19 protein-coding genes are annotated in these 20,265 nt (G+C 64.2%); 13 read left to right on the top strand and 6 right to left on the bottom strand.

Annotated features, from left to right (window positions below; genetic code table 11):
• Nucleotides 1-574 precede the first annotated feature (574 nt).
• Nucleotides 575-2,506, top strand: coding sequence for an AAA family ATPase (locus ACULPM_RS06395; RefSeq protein WP_445331338.1), 1,932 nt, complete (start codon nucleotides 575-577; stop codon nucleotides 2,504-2,506).
• Nucleotides 2,507-2,531: 25 nt separating this feature from the next.
• The gene (locus ACULPM_RS06390) at nucleotides 2,532-3,080 is read left to right on the top strand and encodes a hypothetical protein (protein WP_445331337.1); all 549 of its coding nucleotides are present in this window, start codon (nucleotides 2,532-2,534) and stop codon (nucleotides 3,078-3,080) included.
• A 545-nt stretch (nucleotides 3,081-3,625) separates the two neighbouring features.
• Here the strand turns inward: ACULPM_RS06390 and ACULPM_RS06385 are convergent.
• Nucleotides 3,626-3,988, bottom strand: a complete 363-nt coding sequence (locus tag ACULPM_RS06385; protein ID WP_445331336.1) for a hypothetical protein — start codon at nucleotides 3,986-3,988, stop codon at nucleotides 3,626-3,628.
• A gap of 255 nt (nucleotides 3,989-4,243) precedes the next feature.
• Complete coding sequence (locus tag ACULPM_RS06380) at nucleotides 4,244-4,558, bottom strand: DUF2958 domain-containing protein (RefSeq protein WP_445331335.1); 315 nt, start codon at nucleotides 4,556-4,558, stop codon at nucleotides 4,244-4,246.
• Between the two features lie 370 nt (nucleotides 4,559-4,928).
• Here ACULPM_RS06380 and ACULPM_RS06375 point away from each other — a divergent pair, with 370 nt between their 5' ends.
• The 5 genes from ACULPM_RS06375 to ACULPM_RS06355 all read left to right on the top strand — a co-directional run bounded on the left by ACULPM_RS06375 (nucleotide 4,929) and on the right by ACULPM_RS06355 (nucleotide 8,049).
• Nucleotides 4,929-5,387, top strand: a complete 459-nt coding sequence (locus tag ACULPM_RS06375) for a hypothetical protein (RefSeq protein ID WP_445331334.1) — start codon at nucleotides 4,929-4,931, stop codon at nucleotides 5,385-5,387.
• A 220-nt stretch (nucleotides 5,388-5,607) separates the two neighbouring features.
• On the top strand, nucleotides 5,608-6,687 hold the full coding sequence (locus ACULPM_RS06370) for a zinc ribbon domain-containing protein (RefSeq protein WP_445331333.1): 1,080 nt from the start codon (nucleotides 5,608-5,610) through the stop codon (nucleotides 6,685-6,687).
• 2 nt (nucleotides 6,688-6,689) lie between these two features.
• Nucleotides 6,690-6,926, top strand: a complete 237-nt coding sequence (locus tag ACULPM_RS06365) for a hypothetical protein (RefSeq protein ID WP_445331332.1) — start codon at nucleotides 6,690-6,692, stop codon at nucleotides 6,924-6,926.
• A gap of 218 nt (nucleotides 6,927-7,144) precedes the next feature.
• Complete coding sequence (locus ACULPM_RS06360) at nucleotides 7,145-7,414, top strand: hypothetical protein (protein ID WP_445331331.1); 270 nt, start codon at nucleotides 7,145-7,147, stop codon at nucleotides 7,412-7,414.
• A gap of 20 nt (nucleotides 7,415-7,434) precedes the next feature.
• Entirely contained in the window at nucleotides 7,435-8,049 is a 615-nt protein-coding gene (locus ACULPM_RS06355; protein WP_445331330.1) for an SOS response-associated peptidase family protein, read from the top strand.
• Between the two features lie 59 nt (nucleotides 8,050-8,108).
• Here ACULPM_RS06355 and ACULPM_RS06350 read toward each other — a convergent pair whose 3' ends face one another.
• Nucleotides 8,109-8,399: a Sec23/Sec24 zinc finger-containing protein gene (locus ACULPM_RS06350; protein WP_445331329.1), complete on the bottom strand. Its 291-nt coding sequence runs from the start codon at nucleotides 8,397-8,399 to the stop codon at nucleotides 8,109-8,111.
• A gap of 412 nt (nucleotides 8,400-8,811) precedes the next feature.
• Here ACULPM_RS06350 and ACULPM_RS06345 point away from each other — a divergent pair, with 412 nt between their 5' ends.
• From ACULPM_RS06345 to ACULPM_RS06330, 4 genes are all read left to right on the top strand, one after another.
• Complete coding sequence (locus ACULPM_RS06345; protein ID WP_445331328.1) at nucleotides 8,812-10,461, top strand: hypothetical protein; 1,650 nt, start codon at nucleotides 8,812-8,814, stop codon at nucleotides 10,459-10,461.
• Nucleotides 10,462-10,781: 320 nt separating this feature from the next.
• Nucleotides 10,782-11,750 (top strand): DNA methyltransferase, encoded by a 969-nt coding sequence (locus tag ACULPM_RS06340; RefSeq protein WP_445331327.1) that lies wholly within the window; start codon nucleotides 10,782-10,784, stop codon nucleotides 11,748-11,750.
• 121 nt (nucleotides 11,751-11,871) lie between these two features.
• A complete protein-coding gene (locus tag ACULPM_RS06335; protein WP_445331407.1) occupies nucleotides 11,872-12,897 on the top strand; it encodes a DNA methyltransferase in 1,026 nt (341 codons plus the stop codon).
• Nucleotides 12,897-15,782, top strand: a complete 2,886-nt coding sequence (locus ACULPM_RS06330) for a DEAD/DEAH box helicase (RefSeq protein WP_445331326.1) — start codon at nucleotides 12,897-12,899, stop codon at nucleotides 15,780-15,782. Before ACULPM_RS06335 ends, ACULPM_RS06330 begins: the two co-directional genes overlap by 1 nt.
• Before the next feature lie 120 nt (nucleotides 15,783-15,902).
• On the opposite strand, the gene ACULPM_RS06325 is transcribed toward ACULPM_RS06330, so the two are convergent.
• The 3 genes from ACULPM_RS06325 to ACULPM_RS06315 are packed head-to-tail and all read right to left on the bottom strand — an operon-like array spanning nucleotide 15,903 to nucleotide 17,363.
• Nucleotides 15,903-16,574, bottom strand: a complete 672-nt coding sequence (locus tag ACULPM_RS06325) for a hypothetical protein (RefSeq protein ID WP_445331325.1) — start codon at nucleotides 16,572-16,574, stop codon at nucleotides 15,903-15,905.
• Nucleotides 16,571-17,158: a hypothetical protein gene (locus ACULPM_RS06320; RefSeq protein ID WP_445331324.1), complete on the bottom strand. Its 588-nt coding sequence runs from the start codon at nucleotides 17,156-17,158 to the stop codon at nucleotides 16,571-16,573. Before ACULPM_RS06320 ends, ACULPM_RS06325 begins: the two co-directional genes overlap by 4 nt.
• A gap of 4 nt (nucleotides 17,159-17,162) precedes the next feature.
• A complete protein-coding gene (locus tag ACULPM_RS06315; RefSeq protein ID WP_445331323.1) occupies nucleotides 17,163-17,363 on the bottom strand; it encodes a helix-turn-helix domain-containing protein in 201 nt (66 codons plus the stop codon).
• A gap of 109 nt (nucleotides 17,364-17,472) precedes the next feature.
• Between ACULPM_RS06315 and ACULPM_RS06310 the strand changes: the two genes are divergently transcribed.
• Complete coding sequence (locus ACULPM_RS06310) at nucleotides 17,473-18,714, top strand: hypothetical protein (RefSeq protein WP_445331322.1); 1,242 nt, start codon at nucleotides 17,473-17,475, stop codon at nucleotides 18,712-18,714.
• Between the two features lie 66 nt (nucleotides 18,715-18,780).
• Nucleotides 18,781-19,998 carry a tyrosine-type recombinase/integrase gene (locus tag ACULPM_RS06305; protein ID WP_445331321.1) on the top strand — a complete coding sequence of 406 codons (1,218 nt, stop codon included), beginning with the start codon at nucleotides 18,781-18,783 and terminating at the stop codon, nucleotides 19,996-19,998.
• The last annotated feature ends 267 nt before the right edge of the window (nucleotides 19,999-20,265 follow it).

The following is a 20,265-nucleotide window of genomic DNA, read 5'->3' as shown; positions in this document are numbered from 1 at the left end:
CGGGCGGAGCTCCGGCGGGCAGTCCTTCGGAGGGTGGCGTCGGGCCCGCGCCCGCTGAGCGATGGGAGCTCATCTGCCCGCGCTGCGGTCACCGCCACGAGGGTGCGCCCGAGCGCTTGAGCTCTCTCTGGTACTGCGATGCGTGTGGCGAACCACTTAAAGGCGAACAGGCGGGGCCGGTCGCGCCGGGGCGCGGTGTCGCGTGCCCGAGTGCCGCGGTGGACCCGGTCGATGCCACGGGTCGCACCCCCTTATCTTCCGACGTGCTCTGTTTGCGCCTTGCCGACGCTGACGTCTGCGAGGTGCTGCCTCTCCCCCGGGACGGGGGAGAGGGGCTCTTTGGGCGGCTCACCGTGCAGAGCCCCACGCTTGCGAGCATGAGGACGCTCAGCCGGCGCCAGTTCGCGTATCGTTATCGTGATGACGGGTCGCTCGAAGTCAGGAATCTCAGTCAGTTTGGCACGAGAGTCGCCGGCGAGTTGCTCTCCGAGCCAGGGGCGGCTGCCGCCGCGCAACCGCCAGCCGTAATCGAGATGGCCGGGGCGACCTTCAGCCTCGAGAGGATGTGAGCGGGATGGCCCACGCGCAACCGAGGTGGCGTCAGGATATCGAGACCTTTGAGGGCGTGCGCTCCACGTTTCTGCTCACGGGCAACGTGCACGACCTGCAGCTCGAGTTCGACGGAGACACCTGCTTTGCGGACACGCTCGACGGCTGCCTGTACTCGCTATTCACTTCGACGGGCTTCTCCCAGGTGGTCTTCTATGACCGCGTGCGTGGCTTCCACAACGAGGTCGACCCCGGGATGGTCGACGAGTTTCTCCGCTGGGCCAGAGACCTGGGGACACGCGGCGAGAAGGGCGGGTGCGGTGAGGGGTGCGCGCGCAGCGCTGGGTCGATCTTCCCCGACGGCGAATGCACGTTCCCCGCCGCGGCGGAGCTGATTGCGCAGACGATGGCGGCCGCCTCACGCTGCTCGGCCGTCGTCTTCGACCTAGTGACCTCATCGCTCTCCGCACCGGACCGTCTCATGGAGGAGGAGCGCGAGGCGATGGCGCGCCTGCTTGTCGCCACCAAACACGTACAACGCCACACGGACCCGAGTACGGGCAAGGAGCTCTCGAATGTCCTCGTCCTTATCGCAGATAAGTCCAACGACGTGCCGAGTTGGTTCTACGTGGGCAACCCCTACGTCAAGGTCGTCACCGTCTCGACGCCCACGCGCGAGGAACGCCTTGCCTACTCTCAGGCCTATCCGGGACCCGTGCTCGCAGACGCCGCCGAGCTTACCGAGCGTGAGGCCGCTCGCGCAATGGGGTCGCTCGCCAACATGACCGAAGGCTTCAGCTGCCTCGAGTTCGACGGATTTCTCGCCGGTTGCGCGCGCTTGGGTGGAGTGGCGTCAACGGGGCTGCGCGCCGCCGTCGACCGCTATCGCTACGGGACCTCGCTCGACTACTGGTCGCACATCGGGCCCGCGGAGATCGAGGACGCCGAGCGGGTGCTACGCGAGCGCGTCAAGGGGCAGGACCATGCCATTTCCAAGGCCGTGGACATCCTCTATCGCGCGAGCGCGGGGCTCTCGCTCAGCGAGCCGTCGGCTGGCTCGGCCAAGCCACGCGGTGTGCTCTTTCTCGCGGGCCCCACGGGCACCGGCAAGACCGAGCTTGCCAAGGCTCTCACCGAGGCAATCTTCTCGGACGAGTCGCTCATGGTGCGTTTTGACATGTCCGAGTTCTCCGAGGCCCACTCCGATCAGCGCCTCTTTGGCGCGCCGCCGGGCTACGTGGGCTATAACGAGGGCGGCGAGCTCACCGGCGCTGTCCGGCAGCGTCCGCACTGCCTCCTGCTTTTCGATGAGGTCGAGAAGGCCCACCGCACGATTCTCGATAAGTTCCTGCAGATCCTTGACGACGGCCGCCTCACCGACTCACACGGCGAGACGGTCTACTTTGGCGAGACGGTCATCGTGTTCACGTCCAACCTCGGAATGTCCGAGACAGACCCCATGACGGGCCTGCGCGTGAACGAGATCGGGCCGGACACCTTTGACAGCGCGGAGGATTTCCACCGCGAGGTGGAGCGGCGCGTCAAGCGTGCACTACGCCCGGAGTTCCTGAACCGCGTGGGAGAGAACTTCGTGGTCTTCGACTTCATCACTCCCGAGGTGGCACAGGAAATCATGATGTCCAAACTGCAGTCTTTCGCCCGCCGCCTGTGCTCGACGCGGGAAGTGAGGCTGGCCATAGCGGGAGACTTTCTTCCGGAACTCTCGCGGGTCGTGTGCGGCGAACTTGACCGTGGCGGACGCGGAATAATGAATCTGCTGCAGAGCTGCGTGGTTGACCCGCTGGGCAGGATGCTTGTACGCTCTCGCGTACAAGCTGGCGATGTTGTCACAATTAAAGGGTTCGCCGGCATGTCGGGAAATTACGGGGCAGGAATTGAGCTGGTCACTTACGTTGCGGGTGAGGTTCCTGCTGGGGCGGTGAGCCTGCTAGGCTAGATTGCATGAAATGGGGGCTGTGGGAATGAACGACGATGGACTCTGCCTGCGCGTCGAGGACAAGGCGGAGAAGCTGGTGAGCGCACGTTCGTCGGCAGTCGGCGAGGCTCGACAGAAGTTGAAGGCTGACGAAGCGGAGCAAAAGAGGGCAAAAGAGTGGGGGGTCCCCAACTCGTTGGCGGGATGCGGGCTCGTCCTCATTCCAGCTGCTGGGGTCCCAGTGGGATGGATCCTTAACGTAAGCGGGTGTGTGCTGAGTGCGTTTGCCGGTGCTGGCGCCCCGCCTTCCACCGACCTAGTGGGCGTCTGCGTCGCTACGGGTTTTGTCCTTTCGCTGCTCTGCTTCACCTACACGGTACATATCAACGGAAAAGCAAAGCGCCTCACTCGCGAAATTGAACACGATAAAGAGCTCATCGAATTGGAGGTTCAGAGACTTGCCAATGCGAAGGCTCTTCGAAATCGCGCAAATTTGCTCACGGGCCGCCTTCGAATTGCGCTAGATGACGAGCGAGACAGCGTCGTCGCACAGTTGGGTCGAATCGAGACGGAGATTGATAGTGCCCTGTCATGATTGTTGCGCGAGAGAATTAAGACGGAGCCCTTGTCGTGGTGCTTGTGGGATTGGAGTCGCGGGCGGCTGAAAGTCTCCTTACGCGCTCACGATAATCCTTTGATGTTCGAGGCGCACGACTCTGTCGGGCGGGTTCCCTGTCTTGGGGCCCATGGCGGGAGCGAGTCAATCTCGCGGTGCGCCCTCCCTCCCGAGCTGCCGCGAGGGCAAGATGATTCGTCCTCACGCGCCGGAGGGACGACGGCGCGTGAGGACGAATCCGTATCTTGCAAGCCGGGATCCTCCCGGGCTCGTGAGCGGAGGCTGGCCCGGCGCGCGACCCACGGGAGCGGCAGGGGCCTCCGGAGCGAGAGCCCCCGGCGCGCGACGCGGCGGAGCGATGGCGAATGCGTGCAGCCATCGAGCGAAGCCGCTCGCGGGCCGGGGGCGGCGGTGGCGGGGTCCCGAGGGGAGACGCTCCCCTCGGCGCGCGGGGGCTCGGGGGCGCCGCGGCGCGCCCCCGCGTGAGGAGAGGGCGCCGGCGCATGGGCCAGCGCCCCTCCGGGTCACCTCCCCTCTGCCACGTGGACCGTCTCGCCGGTCTCGCAGTCGACGTCCTCGACGCCTCCGGCGCCCACGCGGACCGCGGCCCACTCGCAGCCTCCCGCGGCGAGCGCGTCGGCCTCGGCGGAGGCGGACGCCACGAGCGCGTCGAGCACCTCGCCCCTCGGGGCGCGGCCCCACTCCCCGGCGCCTCCGCCATCGCCGTCCTCCCACTCGAGTACGACGGTGAGCGGGGCGAGCTCTCGCACGGTCTCCTCGTGGCCGCAGAGGCACGCGAGGGCGCCGGACGTCACGGCCGCGAGCGGGTAGGCGCAGCACCCGGAGCGCACCGAGCGGCCGGAGAGCTCGATGACGCCCGCTCGCACGAGCGCCTCGAGGAGCGCGCGGGGGCACGTTGTTCGCGTCGAGGACGACGCGCCCGGCGTCCGCGCACCACGCGGAGGCGACGGGGTCGCCCGGCAGGTTCACGGTGAGGGGGCACCAGGGGTCGAGGTACTCCTCCTCGTCCCCTGGGTCGGTGGCGTCGAGGGCGAGCAGGGTGAGGGACCCGCCCCCGGCGTAGCGGTCTGAGCAGATGGCGAGCCTCGCCCGCTCGCCCCAGCCGGTCTCGTACTCGACGGTCAGCATCCCTGCCGCCTCCCCTCGAGCGCGCTCGCGCGCGTCGGCTCGAAGTGCTCGTCCCGCTCGACGGCGTTGAAGCCGCGCGAGCGGTTCAACTGCTCCATCTCATGGATAGAGAAGTAGCCCCACTCGGTCTCGAAGCCGCGCACGAGCCCGAACGCCTCGCCTGTCACGGCATCGTACTCGGTGAGGTACCAGTCCCACCCGCTGAGGCACGAGAAGTAGTGGACGAGCGCCATGGGGTCGCTCTCCTCCTCGGTCGCGTACAGTGGCGGCAGTCCCTCGGCCAGCCCCTCGGTCATCAGCGCTTGCATGTCCGTCTCCCCTCCGGGCCACGTCGGCCCCTAAGAATCTCCGCCCCGCGGGCAAAGCCTCGGCGCTGCCCTGCGGCGCCTTGGCTTTGCTCCCTGCAGAGCCGCGCCGGAGCGAAGCGGGGTCAAGGGAGGTCCATGACGACCTCCACCAATCGCAACGGAGTGAAGATTTGTGCGGGGTCTCGTGGGGCCCCTTGAGGCCGCGCAGCGGAGGCGCCAGACCCAGCCCTCTTCGGGGACTAGCCCAGGATGTGAACGACGGGCAACGAGTTTTATGGAGCCTTGCCTATGCGGAGAGAGATTGCCACTTTTCCAACTTCAATCACTCCAACGGGTGCCGCGGGGGCACCCGGAGGACAGAGGAGGAATAATGGGAGTGGAGACAGATCGTAGCGTCAACGGGATTGCCGACCTTCGGGCGGAGCTCTTTAAGTTGCGCGCGCTATCTAGCGAGGTCGACCGCGAGGCGCCGGATGGGGTCACGCGGGCTCTGAAGCTCGTCATCTGCGCCGTCTGGGTATTCAATGACGTTGTCGTTCGCAAACCCGCGAGCCTTGACGCGCTCGTCGATGATGACGATGTCGTCGACGCCTTGCTGACGATGACCGAGGCATCGCTGGAGCTGGCTCGGCGTCTCGAGGTGTCGCCGGTCGACCTCTTGGTCACCGCCCTGGATGCGTTCGAAGGCCTCTCCGGCGAGAAGCCGTCCAGGTTCGGACGGGCCAGCGCCTTTACCTGCGCGCTGGCCGGCCTCGCCGCCCTCGCTCTTGCCCGGATGCAACTGGGGCTGAACGGGAGCTCCAACAACGCCCGGGGTAATGGTGACTGACCGGCGTCGCGGAGGCGGCGGGCCCCTGCGGCCCCGGGCGGTCGGCGCGGCCCTCCGTTCGCGCAGCATCGTGCCCGCTCCTGAGCGAGGGCGCGGCTCGGAACGATCCCTGGGCGACCTTTGCAGACGGGTAAGAGGGTCTCGTCTCTCGCGTCGCGCTGACCGCTTCGTGCCACCATGAGAGATAATCTGATGCGGGGCGACAGAAGGGAGCGAGGGCATGGCGATGACGTACTGCCCGGAGTGCCACGCGAGAATCTCCAACAGGGCGACTTCCTGCCCGCACTGCGGTTTCTCCGCGGGGGCTGCCGGGGGCCTTGTCCCGATCGGCTCTCTCCCGCCGACACCCAAGACCGTCGAAATCCTCGTCCCCGGTGCGGAGGTCTTCGACGACGGCACGAGCATCGTCCCCCACGAGACAAAGAGGAGGCTCGGTGAGCTCCTGAGCGACGCCGGGGAGGTGGCTAGGCTGGCCCCTGCCGTCTACGATGCCATCCGACAGGCCATGGCAGAGAGGGGTACCGTCTGGGCCGCCGACTTCTCCAAGGCGGCCCAGAGGCTCATGGACGAGTGCGAGCTCGTAATCAGCGTCGAGAAGGAGACCGGCGCGCTCCTCCCCCAGCTCCGAAGCGTCAAGACCGGGCGAATATACGAGAAGGCGCGCCTCCACGCAGAGCAGCTCCCGGACAATCTGGCGTCGTCGATAGCGGCGATGCAGCTTCAGCTCTCCATGGGGGAGCTCCTGTCTGAGATAAGGGACGTGGCCCGGGGGGTCGAGAGGCTCCACCTTGAGGGAAGGGGCGACAGGATCGGGAGGGCGAAGGCCGTCTGGTATCAGCTCCAGCAGGCCGCACACATCCGCGACGCCCGCCTCCGCGAGCAGCGCATCCTTGACATTGCCGGTTCCGCAACCGACCAGAGAGGCGCCCTCCAGGAGAGCTTCTCCGTCGAGCTCTCCCTGGCGACCGGAGGGGGCAAGGCGAGGGCGACCGGCGAGGCGGCCCGAGAGGCGATTACCGACCTGACGATAATCTCCCTGATGGCGCGGACGGAGTTCGCCGCGTACTCCCTCATCGAGGAGCCGGACGCCGCCATGGCAGCGCTTGGGCAGCTCGGCGAGTTCATGCGGGCGAACAGGCTCGGCGAGACGGAAACCCTCAGAAGGCTCAACAGCATCTCTGACCAGAACATGGAGGGGGCAACGGACGGGCTCTGCCGAATCGCGCAGAACGTCATGCGCGCTCTCGGAGCGGGGCCGAGGGGGCGGCGCACGCAACTGTCGGGCGCGGAGGAGGAGTGACGATGACCAAACGCTGCAAGTACCCAGGCTGCGCCAAGATGCTCCCTGAAGGCTTCAAGGTGCCAATTTGCGACTATCACAGGGCGTTGCTCAGGGAGCGCGGGGAGGGGGCGACTGCCGCGATGGCGGCGGTTGGGACCGCGGCAGCCCTGTTCGTAAAGAAGGGCGGGCCCGAGGTGGTCAGGAGGAACGGCTCAAGGGCAATCAAGCTGTTGGGCAACCTACTAAGGAAGGCGTAGGACTTCCTCGTGGTACCCGTCTCCAGCTTTCGGGCGCATGCCCATGGACGCTTCGTAGGCAAAGGAGGATGACATGGGGAGAGAGGGCGACGACATCAGGTGCGATGACTTCGCGCGCATGCTTTCGACGCGCGGCAGCCACTACCCCATCTCCGACAGATACGTCGAACACGTCCACGACTCACCCGAAAAGACGGGGGGAGGACGAGTGGCAGCACATGGTCGCCTGGTTCGCCGACAACGAGACGATCGGCTCAGGATCATATGCGAGACACTCCCCGAATCTCAGCGCGCGCCGCTGCTACGGGCGCCTCCAGAACGCGGCGTCACTGCTGTGGATTGCGGAGGCGGTAGGGGTGCCGAGGGAGCAGATCGAGAGGGCGTACGACGCGGCGGCCGGGACCGACGACCGCAGGCGCGCCTGCGGCGCCATCCGAAGGGTCATACCCTGGGAAGATGTGTGCTCCAGAGCAGTCGAGCTAATGTAGCGGGTGCGAGGGGGGCCGGCATGTGCGTTAGAATGTGCCCGCTCACGGCCGAGGAGGCGCAGGCCGTGCTGGACGCGCGCCGGACCCCCGGCGCGCACGCGATCCGCTACATAGAGCGCCCGGACCCACTGCACGACGCCCGCCCGGGCAGCCTCGTTCCCGTCTACGTCCCCGAGGGAGGCGGCCTCGCCGTCGCGCGCCTTACGTGGGGCTTCCCGCTCGACGGCAAGCCCAACGCCGTCTTCAACACGCGCATAGAGTCCGCCCTCGAGCAGCTGCGCCTGGGCAGGCGCGGCATGTGGGCCAAGGCCATAGCGGAGGGCCGCTGCCTCGTCCCCGTGCGCGCCTTCTACGAGGGGCACATGACCGAGAAGGTCGAGAGCGAGAGGACCGGCAGGCCCGTGCGCCGGCAGTACCTGTTCCGACTCCCCGGCGCCAAGGCGTTCCTGCTCGCCGCCGTGCGCGAGGGCGACCGGTTCTCGATCGTCACCACCAGGCCGAACGCCAGCGTGTCACCCATCCACGACCGCATGCCGCTCGTGCTCGGCCCTGGCGAGTCGGGCGTGTGGCTCGGCCCGGATTACGCAATCCTCCAGAATCGATGCGGAGTCGCTCTCGAGGTGGTGCCGATGTGACGCTACCGCTGGAGGGGAAATGCGCTGGACAGAGGAGTCGCGTCAGCGGGAGCAAGGATTCAGTCGTCGGGGTCGATGCCCAGTTCCCAGAGCTCCTCGTCTTCTTCGCGGCGGCGCTTCTCTTCATCCTGGTAATACTGGTAGCTGCCCACATAGCCGTCATCGTCGTCGATCACGTTGTCTTCGGAGACGTCGTTGGGACAGCCGCACTCGGCGCAGATCCAGGTGCCGCCGGCTACGGTAAATCCAGGCTGATCATTCAAGTAGGCGTCACACTCGTCGCAATACCAGTCGCACCCGCCGTCGTCTCCGGGAGAGATGGCGCTCAGAATCGAACCCAGCAAACCCATTCCAGCCAGCCCCCTAAATCGATGTGCCAATAAGGGTCCTCCGTTTGGTGATTCCATATTAGCGCGACGGGGCCACAGCACGGCCCGCGCGGCAGCCACCGGAAGGAAGGGCGCCTCCTCACCAAGTGCGGCCGCTGCGGCACGGAGGCGCACTACCGCCTCAAGTACGTTCTTGACGAGAACGGGGTCGGCGAGAGGGTCTGACGCGTGTGCTGCTGGCTCATGTCGGCCGCGGCCAGAATCAACAAGGGCAGGGGGCTGCCCCTTCTGCGAGGGGGCACAAGATTCACGTCTAGGGGACCACGCGCTCCCAAGGGCGTGCGGTCTCTAGAGTTCCGTCCGCCGCTCCGGGCTCAGCGCTGGGAACGGCGTTCGGTATAGTTGTCCTTACACAACGTCCGAAGGGACCGTCATGCATGACCTCAACCTCAACCTCAACCTCTTCTATGAGACCTCCTTTGATATTGCCGCCAGGGGCGACGAGGACGACGCCCTCTGGTCCCTCGTCATGAGCATCCGCCGCTGGATCTGCGGCAAATGGGGGCGGAGGGGCGTCCGCATCGAATCAGATCTTCGGGCCTGGTCCCGCCTGAAGAACGCCTCGGGCAGTCTGGGCGACAGAAAGGGCGCGGTCAGAGTCGAGTCCGCTCGCGTCGAGCTCGAGAATGGCGAGCTCCTCTGGGGCTGCAAGATTACCGAGACGTTTTTCGAGAGCCGGCGCGCGACGCGTCGGTGGTGCACGGAAATCGGGTTCTCCTCGGCCTCGACCGCATGCGGAACCGTCTCCATCGTCCTTTCTTACGGTGACAGCCCCGGATATCTGGGCGAGCTTCAGAGCGAGCCCGCCCCGAGTATCCCGGGGGTCATCCAATCACTACTCAAGAACCAGAACCTCAGCTGCACCTCTTCGGGTAGGGGCGTTGACGTGACCCCGACCGAGCTGCACGAGGGGGACTTCACCTCCTTCTGGGCGTTTGTCTCGGACCCTCGGCGCACAGTCCCGGTCGCGTACCTGAGCCCCCGGTTCCCCTCAGAAGAGGCTCCGGAATTGGCGGTGGACCCCGCGGCCCTGGCTCTTGCGCTCGGACCGAGCGCCGTCGTTTTCTACACACTTGACCGGCGGTTCTGTGCCGAGATGGGCAAGGGGATTGACAACAGGGACCTGCGATGCGAGAACGGCCAGGTGCGCGTCTATGCGGAGAGGCCGAGGTTCGCTGAGAAGGGCGACGGCCGCCGGCATCGCTTCTTCACCTACAGAGAGATCGAGTCGATTGGCCCTGATCGCTTCATCCGCCTCGTTCGGCGAGCTCTCGCCCAGGACGTCAGCGTCTACGAGAACATGGCTCGAGTCGGAACGATCCAGGAGCTCGTGAGGAGGCAGAGAATCGCGCGCGCCGCCGAGAGGCGCGCCGACGAGAGGGTCCGAGAGACAGAGGACGACATCCTCGAGGATGCCCTGACGCTCGAGCATGACCTCCAGGAGGCCCGTAGGGAACGCGACGAGGCAAGAACCGAGGCGCACGCGCTCTCGCTCAAGTGCAACGCGCTCGAGCAGGCGCTCGCCGCCCGCGGTGCGGACGCCCCCGAGAGGCCCGAGCTGGGCAGCTGGCCGATGTCTCCCCTCGAGATCGGGGCCCTATTCCGCTTCGCCTTCTGCGATGTGCTCGACTTCACTGAGCAGGGCTGGAAGTCGCTCGACGACTGCCGCACTGACGCGAGGGTGCTGTGGAACGCCCTCCACGACCTCTGCACCATCGCTCACGGCCTATACGAGAGCGACGATGCCCTGGAGATCAGGGGCGAGTTCGAGAGAAGGTCTCACTTCGAGTTCTCTCCGAGCGCGGGCATGATGACCCGCAAGGACAATCGCCTCATGGCTGGCTACCGCGACGTCTATCAGGGGCGAGAGCTGAACTGCGAGGCACACATCAAGGCAGGCTCCAGGGAGAGCGACCCCGGCTTCATACGCGTCTACTTCGCCTACGACCGCCAATCGGGCAAGATAATCGTTTCGGGCTGCGGAGGGCATCGCGACAACTTCTCGACGCGGAAAGTTCGATAGGCCGGGAGAGCCCAAAAGCCGTCTTCGGCCTAGCCTCAGGCGCTGGAGTTCCCGAATCGGGGTGCCAGTGATCGAAACAAGCCTTCCTTCGGAAGCTTGCGATGCACGCCTTACTGGCAAGCCACCGTCCTCGAGCCTGCCCCGCCACTCCGTTACCGAATATCAGGTTGAGCCGCACAGATGTGAGACAATGCAGCCGTTCGATTGGTGCGATCCTCTCGCATTGGTCGCGCGCGTGACACGTCTCATCGGAAACGACTGGGCCCTGCCCCGCGCTGAATGGCAAGCGGATACGCAAGCAACGGAAGGGCAGGACTCTGATGGCTGAGACAGCGCAGGCTGAGGTGCAGCGACTCGTGGACAAGGCGATTAAGCTCGGAGACGCCGAGCTCGCCGCCGACATCCGCGCGTTCGCGAAGCAGCGCGAGTTCGGCCTCGTGTTCGAGCACAACCGTCCCGAGCGCATGAGGCTCTATGGCAAGCGCGTGTCAGCCGGCGACACCGTGCAGGTCATGGCGCCGCGCGGCGAGAGGGAGTCGGACGAGAACAGGGTTTGTTGGAGGGTCGAGTCAGTGACGGCTGGCGTTGCGAAGCTCGCCGGTGTCGAGACTCCCGGAGAGACGCGGGAGGCCGTGCTCGAGGACCTCGTTGCGGTGGCCGAGTACGACGAGCCCATCTATGCCGGTCTCCACGAGACCGGGCGCGTCGAGCGGGGCGGCGACAAGCCCTACCAGGTCGTCATCAACGGCGAGAACTACCATGCGCTCGAGAGCCTGCTCTTCTGCTACGCGGGCAAGGTCGATTGCATCTACATCGATCCGCCGTACAACACGGGCGCAAGGGACTGGAAGTACAACAACGACTACGTGGACGGCACCGACGAGTACCGTCATTCCAAGTGGCTCGCCATGATGGAGCGTCGCCTCAAGTTGGCGAAGGAGTTGCTCAATCCACGGGATTCAGTCCTCGTCTGTACGATTGACGAAAAAGAATATCCGCGCTTAACGCTCCTCATGGAACAAGTGTTCACGAATGCTGCGTCCATGCAGACCGTTACCATTACGATCAACAAGAACGGTGTTGCAAGAGGGAACCAGTTCAAGCGTGCAGACGAGTATGCCATATTTGCGTTTTTCGGAGATGCGGCACCCTGTCAGGTTGATCAGGGCCTCTACTCAGTAGAGCTTGGGGATAGAAGCAATAAAGTGGCTGCTGAGGGGAGGACAAAATGCAGCCCGCACCGACAGGCCAAACCTGTTCTACCCCATCTATATCGACGAGAAGAGTAGGCGCATCGTCAGGCTTGGTGAGACGCTTCCGCTTGATGCAGATTGGCGAACTGTTCCTCCAGTTGAAGGGCTGAGGGCAATATGGCCCATTCGAACGGATGGGAGCGAAGCGACATGGCATATGTCTCAACCCACACTGCAGAGAAAGCTGGATAAGGGATTTGCTAGGGTCGGGGCGTACGATCGGAAAAACGATCGATACTCTCTGCTCTACCTAGCGAATATTCAAGAGGAGAGGATTGCTAGCGGAGAGCTAGAGATAGTTGGCACGGCGGATGATGGATCAGCAATAGATCAAGCAAAGGGCAAGAAAACGAATATCCCCACTACTGTATGGAGCGGTCCACAGTTTTCAGCCGGGGAATATGGCAGCCGATATATCAAGCGTTTCCTAGGGAATCGGAAATTCTCATTTCCAAAATCCTTGTATGCGGTTGAACTTACGCTTCTTCCCATTCTGAACAATAATACGAACGCCCTTGTCCTCGACTTCTTCTCCGGCTCAGGAACCACAGCACACGCTGTCATGCGCCTTAATCATCAGGACGGCGGTCGCCGGCGCTGCATCTGCGTGACGAACAACGAGGTCTCCGACGAGGAGGAGAAGAGGCTCACGAAGCAGGGCTACCGCCATGGCGACCCCGAGTGGGAGCGGCTCGGCATCTGCGAGTACGTCACCAAGCCCCGCATCGAGGCGGCCATTACCGGCCTCATGCCGAACGGTGAGCCCATCAAGGGAGACTACAAGTTCGTCGACGAGTTCCCCATGGCGGAAGGCTTCGAGGAGAACGCAATCTTCTACGACCTTACTTACGAGAATCCGCGCATGGTCGAGTTCGGCGAGTCGTTCGACGCGGTGGCGCCGCTCCTATGGCTGCGCGCCGGTGCCCGCGGGCGCGTCATCGAGCACGAGCAGAAGGGCTTCGCCGTCGCGGACAGCTACGCCGTGCTCTTCACCTATGCCTATGCGAACGAGTTCGTCGAGGCTGTCTCCGCTAATCCGGGCATCAGGTGTGCCTACGTCGTGACCGACGACGAGGGCCGCTTCGCGAGCGTCGCGGCGCAGCTTCCCGGCTGCGACGTCGTGCGTCTGTACGAATCGTATCTGCGGTCATTCAAGATCGCAGCGGAAGGAGCCGTGAACTGATGCGGGTGGAGCTCAAGGACTTCCAGGCTGACGCGGCGTGCTCCCTGCTAGGCCGCCTCGAGCAGATGCGGGCCATGTACCGCACGCTCAGCGGGAGCCGCACCTCCGTGTGCCTCGCCGCCCCCACGGGCAGCGGCAAGACCGTGATGTGCTCCGCCGTCATAGAGGCGCTGTTCTTTGGCAGCGACGAGCTCGGCATTCTCCCCGACGAGCATGCGGTGGTCATCTGGCTTTCGGACTCGCCGAGCTTGAACGACCAGACGAGGTCGCGCTTCGTCGACGCCTCCGACAGGCTCGCTCAGTGGATTGGCGACGACAGGCATCTCGAGACGGTGACGAACAGCTTCTGCGCTTCGCACGAGGAGCTCGAGTGTCGTCACGTCTACTTCCTCAGCAAGGACCTGCTGGGTAGGAACGGGCTGCTCAACAAGGGCGGAGAGCTGAACGCGGGACGCGTCTTCTGGGACGTGCTCGACCGGACCATTAAAGACCCCGAGCGCAACCTCTACGTCTTCATAGACGAGGCACACCGCGGCCTCGGCTCCAACAGGTCAAAGGGAGACAGCTCCAAGACCATCTACGCCAACCTCATCGATGGCCTCAACGGGCGGGCCTCCGTCCCCATGGTCGTCGGCGTCTCGGCCACCCCGCAGCGCTTCGAGCAGGCCATGCAGGGGCGCCTCGAGCGAATCCAGATGCCGCCCGTGCAGGTGACTCCGCAGCAGGTGCAGGAGTCTGGCCTCCTGAAGGACACGGTCGAGCTCAGGGTGCCCGAGGAGGACGAGTCCGTCGATCACCAGTACCTCTCCATGGCGTGCGATCGCTTCCGCGAGGCGTGCGAGCGCTGGGACGCGTATTGCGTGCGGGAGGACGAGCCTGGGGTGAGCCCGCTGCTCATCGTCCAGGTGCGCGATAAGATAGACAAGGACGGCATAAGGGAGCTCTGCGACCAGATCATGGGTCACGTCCCCGGCCTCAACCCGGCCGTCTCGTTCGCCAACGTCTTCGGTGAGCACCAGTCGTTCGCCTGCGGCAGGTACATCGTGCGCTACGTCCAGCCCGAGCAGGTGCAGCGCGAGACCCCCGTGCGGGTGCTCTTCGCCAAGGAGGCTGTCTCGAACGGCTGGGACTGCCCGCGCGCCGAGGTCATCTTCTCCGAGCGCCGTCGCTCCGAGCCTACCTACATCGCCCAGCTCATCGGGCGCATGGTGCGCACGCCGCTCGCGCGCCGCGTCGAGGCGGACGACTTCCTGAACTCCGTCGCATGCTACCTGCCGCGCTTCAACCCCGCCGCCACGCACGACGTGGTCGACTACCTCACGGGCAAGAAGGACGACATCGGCGGCTCCGCCGTAAAGGACGTCATCGTGAAGCCCGTCCGCGTCGTCTCGGCGAGGCCCCGCACACAGGAGGACTACGACGGTGAGCTCGCCGCCTACGAGGCGAACCGAAGGGCGGTCGCCGAGTGGAAGAAGCGCGAGTCGGGTCACCAGCCGCCGTTCGATGAGTCCGGCCAGGCGAGGATCTTCGACGAAGTCGTCGATGAGGGTGCGGCGCACGACACGCCCGATACCGTCGTCCCGGCGCCTGGTCTCTCCGCAAGCGCCGACGCCATGCCCGCGAGCCCCTCAGCCGATAAGCCGGTTGCCCCGACGCCCTCTGGCGAGTCCGCGGTCAAACCTATCCCCATGCGCCCGCCGGCGGAGCTCACCGCCCGCGACCGGTCGTTCACCAAGGAGGAGTTCGCCGAGATCGAGCACGCGTTCCTCTCCATACCGGTCAGGCGCATCCCGAAGAAGGCGCGCAACCAGTTCAAGAGCCTGCTCGACACGGCCACGCTGCTCGTCGACGCCAAGTGGGACCGCGAGGCGCCCGACGAGGTGAACGAGCGCTTCTCGAAGCGGCTCGCCTTCGAGATCGACGACAAGTCGAGCGAGTACCTGCCGGTCAAGCACGACGTCGAGATGACGAACACGCACACCGTCGTGCTCGACATGCTGCACGACAACGAGGTGACGGAGAGCACGGAGGAGGTGCTCACCGACGACGAGGGCATCGCTTCTGCGGCGCGCGAGGCCGACCCTCGCTTCGGCGGCAAGGAGCTCACGAACGCGTTCCGAAAGCGCATGTTCAGGCAGGGCGTACCCGAGCGCGAGGTGAACCTCATGCTCGCCTCTGCCATCCGAGTGCCCAGTATCATGAGCAGCCTCGAGGCATGGGCGGCCGGCTTCCAGCAGGAGTACATCGACAAATGGGCCCCAAGACGCGACGTGGCACCCGAGCGCATCCGGCAACGCTTCGACGAGATCGAGCAGGTCACGATAGGCAACAGGGTCAAGAGGATGGAGTGGCCCAACGAGCTCACGCTCGACGGCGACTATCCTAGCTACCCGCGGCACATCCTGCAAGACGAAAGTGGCATGTGCCCGCTCAGGCTCAACGACATCGAGCGGTACGTCGTGAGGAAGGAGCTCGGACGGCCATACACGGTGGCGTTCTATCGCAACCCGTCGAACAACTCGCAGGCAGTGTTCTCCATCCCCTACACTATGCCGTCCGGCCGCGTGTCCCTCCGTCCCGACTTCATCTTCTTCGTGCGCGACGATGTGGGCGGGAGACTATGGCCCACCATCGTCGACCCTCACGGCGCGCACTTGAGCGACACCATCCCTAAGCTGAGGGGCTATGTCGAGTATCTTCGCGAGTTCCCGGGCGTCTTCAAGCAGGTGCTGGCGGTGAGCGACTTTCCGAAGCTTGGGGAGTACCGCGCCCTGAGCCTGCTCAGGATAGACGTACAGGATGCCATCATGAACTTCGATGACGTTGCCGCGGAGGCACTGTTCCTAAACGAAGACCTCTCGTTCAAGTATGGAGAGATGCGGTAGCGACGGCTTCGAAGCGCGCATGGGCAAGCCGATTGGTCAACTCAAGCGTGGATGGCTTAATGGCGAGGGGCTCCTCTGACGGTCGGGGGAGCCCTTTCTGCTGCTCTTCATGTCTTGAGGCTACGAGAGGCTGATGATGTTCAGCGAATCCTTGCCTGGGATGATCAGGCACGCCTCCAGATACTCACTCACCTCTGGCGCATCCTTCTGATGGGCGTGAATGTCGCGCCAGCCCATGCGGGTGGTAAGAATGGACGTGAGTCGCGAGGCGGTCCGCAAGCGCAAGAGCTGCCAGAGGGGCTCGTCGGTCTGGCGCCGAGCAATGGCTGAGTCGACGGCATGAATCACTAGGACACCTGCGTGCTTGGGCTCGGAAAGGATCGCGGCGCGCGAATCTGGCCCGTAAAGTGGGGCTGAACGGCACCTATCAACGAGCTCGGGATAATCTATGAAGAGCCCGGTTCTGCCGCTTCCACAAGTGCGGGTGAGAAGAAGTGCCGCTGCCCTTCCTCTCCTGACGTCGGTCCCGCCTGTGATAAGTAGCCCGATGGGTCCGGTTTCCGAGAGAATCCCATCGACCAGCTGCAGATCGATCACTGAGGCCTCGTCAGGGTGATATGCCTGACGATAGGCGGGCGGAATGCCTAAGATGGGCGCGGCCGTTTGAGGCGCGCTCTCGAAACCGTGGTCGATTCGCCAAGCCCTTGGAGCGTCGCTCAGATACTGGGTGTAGTACTCGTCCAACTCCTGCGGTGTGATCCGAGATCGATGTTCGTCTTTGAACGATGTCATCTGTCTCCCTCCGCAGTTACATAGACTCGATGTGCCCCACCCATATTTGATGCTGTGATGTCAGTAGATGTATCTGTCTCTTTATGAATTGAAGCGGCCATCGTGTCCGTATCGACATGTTTCGCAGAGCGGCTCGATGCGGTCAGATTGGACGCTTCGATCCGGCCAGAATAGCGCAACGTTGCGTCGCTCTCGCGCCTCTGCAGGAAGCGCTGTGCCACTTCAGAGGAAGCGACGTATTTTGCAAGCGCACTCTCGTCAAGCGAATACCACTTCGTCCGATTGTAAGAGTGAAGCTGTCTGGAAAGTACAATGCCCTTATCCTCGAGGCCCCTGAGCGTCCTCCGGATAGTCCTCTCACTCAGGAAGGGTATCTGGTCCTCGGCCCACTGCTCGTAGGTGTTCCAGATCCATGTTTTCCCGTCGAACTTGTGACGAGGGTCAGCATCCACGAGTCGGATGAGAAACCGGAGCTGCTGCACGACGATAGCCTCCTGCAGGCCGAGCGCGAGTGCGACGCACACGTCGATTGGGATGAGCGGCCCAAACGGCCGGGGCGCTTCTCCCCTGGAACGCGACGCCATTTCTTTACCTGCTTTCGCGGTTCAGAAAGTCGGTAATCCACTGCTTTTTGATGCGGTAATACTTGCCGCATCGAGCGGCACGCAACTTTCCGTCATGAATGTACGCGCGAATCGTCTTGACATGAAGGTGCAGATAGCTGCTGCATTCCTCTACAGTGAGGACGTCCGGGAGCTCGTCGTAATGGACGTTTTCGTCGTGGCTCATGTCACACCTCTTGCACTGAAATCGTCACCTTAATGCAAATTATACGATTGAGCTTTGGAATTGCAACAACTATGGTAGAATAGTGCAATAAAGGAGGTAGATTGATACGATGGCAATGCCTGACTGGACACCCGGAACGCTCCTGCCGAGTGGCATCATTGCCGCTGGGGTACCTGCCGTTCCGCGACTGTGGCCCGTATATCAGATCTCTGCCGAAGGTGGCGAGTACAACGGAACCCCGTTCCTCTTCTTTGTCGAGCGAGGGGGGGCCGCGTACCTCTCCGTCGAGACCCTTCCGGAAGCGGAGATGTTCAACGCCGAGCTTCAGAAAGTCGATGTGACCAGTACCGCGAGTCTGCTCGCGTTCTGCGAACAATACGGAATTCCAGTGTCCCCCGTCTATCCTGGAGCCGCCCGCCTCGAGTGGTTTCGCCGCCGTTTCGATCCGGGCGTCAGGACGTTCGTGCCCATCGACACCTCCGACGAGGAGCGGGCTACGAGGGCCCTCGACCCGCGCGCCCACCACGTGGAGATGCTCTGCTCACCCGAGTCGCTCGACCGGGAGCTCCCGTGGGACCAGCTCGGGTGTCGGCCGGGCCTGCTCTCCGAGCGAGCCAGGGAGTTGGTTCTCGACGACCGGGATGCCGTCGGCGCCGTCTCCGAGGCTGAGGTCGCCCAGACGATCAGGGCTCTCCAGATTGCAACCGTGCTGCCGATGGCGTACGGGTACTTCTCGAGGAACGGGGGAACGGCCGACGACCTGCTCGGCTATCTCTCGGAGAAGCGCTATCTCTCGCAAGCGGGGCCCGATTACTTCCTCCACGTCGACGACGATATCGTGAGGGGCTCGAGGCTCGACACCTTCGAGAACGTCATGAGGAGCAACCCCGGCCTCCCCGACGAGGTGCGCTCGGCTGAGAGGATGGGCTTCAACGTCCGCGCTGCCTATGACGACGCTGTCGCCGACGGTCTCTGGAGGGCGACCAACAATTCCCTTCGCTTCCTCATGGAGTCGGACAGCTCCTACCGCAGGTGCGACTTCGAGTACGAGTGGGGGAGTCCGCCCCCGCAGGCGCCGGCAGGAATACTGGGACGCTTCGCAAGGCTCCTCTCCGGAAGCTCGGGTGGAGGTAGGCTCCCTGACTTCTCGTTGACCGGATCGATTGGGGAAGCGCTCATCTACCAGTTCCTTCGCATCTACGCTGACCCCACTCCATGGCGGCGTTGCGAGAACTGCCAGCGGATCTTCAAGAAATACCGCGAGGAGGGGTTCGCTAAGAACATCCGGGAGACGCGGTTCTGCCGCCGCAGCTGCAACGTCTCGTTCAACCAGAAGCAGCGCAGCAAGTAGCTCTCACGCCCATCAGGGCTTGAGATAGTCATGCGGGCATCAATCGAAGGAAGGGAGGTGAGAAACATGAGGTCAGTCAGCAAGGGAAGCGTGGAGTCGCGAGGCAAGGGGAAGTGGCGCCTCAAGGTGTGTGTCACCCGCGACGACGGCACCTCCGACCGCATCTCGAAGAACGTCGAGTGCCGAACCAAGACCGAGGTGCGCTCCGAGCTGGACAGGTGGAGGCTCGAGCTCCTCTCCAAGGGGGAGGTCGCGGCAACCGGTAACTTGGTCCTCAGGGACTACCTCTGGCAGTACATCACGTACCTGCACGACGTGAAGGGGGTCTCCCCCAACACGTTCAGGGGGTACCGGGACATCGTGTCCAACCGCTGGACGCCGAACATCGGCCTGATGCCGCTCGCGGACGTGAGGCCCTACACGGTGGAGGAGCAGCTCCGCTGGATGAGGGCCGAGGGCGGGCGCAACGGCCGCCCGGTCTCCGGGTCGACCTGCCAGAAGGCGTTCAGCTTCCTCAAGACGGCGCTGAAGCGCGCGGTGAGGCTCGGCTACATCGAGTCCAACCCGTGCGACATGCTCGACGGCCCCTCCAAGAGCAGGGCGGCTATCAAGGTCTTGGACGAGGAGGAGGTCGTGCGCATGAAGACGCTGCTGAGGGGGCACCCGGACTACCGCTTCGCCATGGCGGTGAACCTCGCGCTCGACACGGGCATGAGGCGCGGCGAGCTCTGCGGGCTCCTTTGGCGAGACGTCGACCTGGACGGCGGGCGCATACACGTGTGCCGCGCCCTGGCGGAGGCGTCCCGCGAGGACACCTACAACGGGGAGACGCTCCAGGACAAGGAGCCTAAGAGCTTCACGTCGGACCGCTGGGTGTCCCTCAGCGACGCGACCGTGGCGATGCTGAGGGCGCACGCCGAGGAGCAGTACTACCGGCTCATGTACTACGGCGAGTCACAGCGGCAGGACACCCCCGTGCTCTGCGGGAGCCTCGGGGAGGACTACCGGCCTTCGAAGCTCACGAGCGACTTCATCGCCTTCTGCCGGAGCCACGGCTTCGACGTGACGGTGCACGGTCTCAGGCATACGCACGCGAGTCTGCTGCTCAAGCACGGGGTGCCGATCCAGTACGTGTCGCAGCGTCTCGGCCACGAGAACATCGCCATCACGTACAGGTTCTACGCCCACTTCCTTCCCGGCGACGACGGGGGCTCCGCGGAGACGTGGGGCGAGGCTGTCTGCGTCGAGGGGGAGGCCTATGCGGGTCTGCCTCCCGCCGCCTGACCTCTAATTCCGCGCGATGAACTGTCCCAGAACTGTCCCCAAGGCCAAATCGGGGGGTTATAGGACAAAATGTGTGTCTCGGCAGAACGCCTGTCCTAGTCCAGCCAGAAGGGGTACGGGTCCTTGTGGTGGAGCTCCTCCCACACGACCCGGTCGCCCCACTCCGGGCCCCCGTCGTCGCGCTTGGGGCCCGCCGAGTAGGTCCTGTAGAGCAGGTCGATGTCGTCGTCGGTCGGCATGGACGAGAGGGCGTCGCGCGCGGGCCTC

This window comes from Thermophilibacter sp. ZX-H3 (assembly GCF_052599055.1).
The sequence above is the reverse complement of the archived record's forward strand: the minus strand, read 5'-3'. Positions and strand labels throughout refer to the sequence as shown.

Coding starts and splice junctions, on each gene's coding strand:
- ACULPM_RS06370 (WP_445331333.1), top strand. CDS start 5,608: ATGGCGATGACGTACTGCCCGGAGTGCCACGCGAGAATCTCCAACAGG.
- ACULPM_RS06345 (WP_445331328.1), top strand. CDS start 8,812: ATGCATGACCTCAACCTCAACCTCAACCTCTTCTATGAGACCTCCTTT.
- ACULPM_RS06365 (WP_445331332.1), top strand. CDS start 6,690: ATGACCAAACGCTGCAAGTACCCAGGCTGCGCCAAGATGCTCCCTGAA.
- ACULPM_RS06375 (WP_445331334.1), top strand. CDS start 4,929: ATGGGAGTGGAGACAGATCGTAGCGTCAACGGGATTGCCGACCTTCGG.
- ACULPM_RS06330 (WP_445331326.1), top strand. CDS start 12,897: ATGCGGGTGGAGCTCAAGGACTTCCAGGCTGACGCGGCGTGCTCCCTG.
- ACULPM_RS06315 (WP_445331323.1), bottom strand. CDS start 17,363: ATGAGCCACGACGAAAACGTCCATTACGACGAGCTCCCGGACGTCCTC.
- ACULPM_RS06325 (WP_445331325.1), bottom strand. CDS start 16,574: ATGACATCGTTCAAAGACGAACATCGATCTCGGATCACACCGCAGGAG.
- ACULPM_RS06310 (WP_445331322.1), top strand. CDS start 17,473: ATGGCAATGCCTGACTGGACACCCGGAACGCTCCTGCCGAGTGGCATC.
- ACULPM_RS06380 (WP_445331335.1), bottom strand. CDS start 4,558: ATGCAAGCGCTGATGACCGAGGGGCTGGCCGAGGGACTGCCGCCACTG.
- ACULPM_RS06305 (WP_445331321.1), top strand. CDS start 18,781: ATGAGGTCAGTCAGCAAGGGAAGCGTGGAGTCGCGAGGCAAGGGGAAG.
- ACULPM_RS06395 (WP_445331338.1), top strand. CDS start 575: ATGGCCCACGCGCAACCGAGGTGGCGTCAGGATATCGAGACCTTTGAG.
- ACULPM_RS06355 (WP_445331330.1), top strand. CDS start 7,435: ATGTGCGTTAGAATGTGCCCGCTCACGGCCGAGGAGGCGCAGGCCGTG.
- ACULPM_RS06335 (WP_445331407.1), top strand. CDS start 11,872: ATGTCTCAACCCACACTGCAGAGAAAGCTGGATAAGGGATTTGCTAGG.
- ACULPM_RS06350 (WP_445331329.1), bottom strand. CDS start 8,399: ATGGGTTTGCTGGGTTCGATTCTGAGCGCCATCTCTCCCGGAGACGAC.
- ACULPM_RS06320 (WP_445331324.1), bottom strand. CDS start 17,158: ATGGCGTCGCGTTCCAGGGGAGAAGCGCCCCGGCCGTTTGGGCCGCTC.
- ACULPM_RS06390 (WP_445331337.1), top strand. CDS start 2,532: ATGAACGACGATGGACTCTGCCTGCGCGTCGAGGACAAGGCGGAGAAG.
- ACULPM_RS06340 (WP_445331327.1), top strand. CDS start 10,782: ATGGCTGAGACAGCGCAGGCTGAGGTGCAGCGACTCGTGGACAAGGCG.
- ACULPM_RS06360 (WP_445331331.1), top strand. CDS start 7,145: ATGGTCGCCTGGTTCGCCGACAACGAGACGATCGGCTCAGGATCATAT.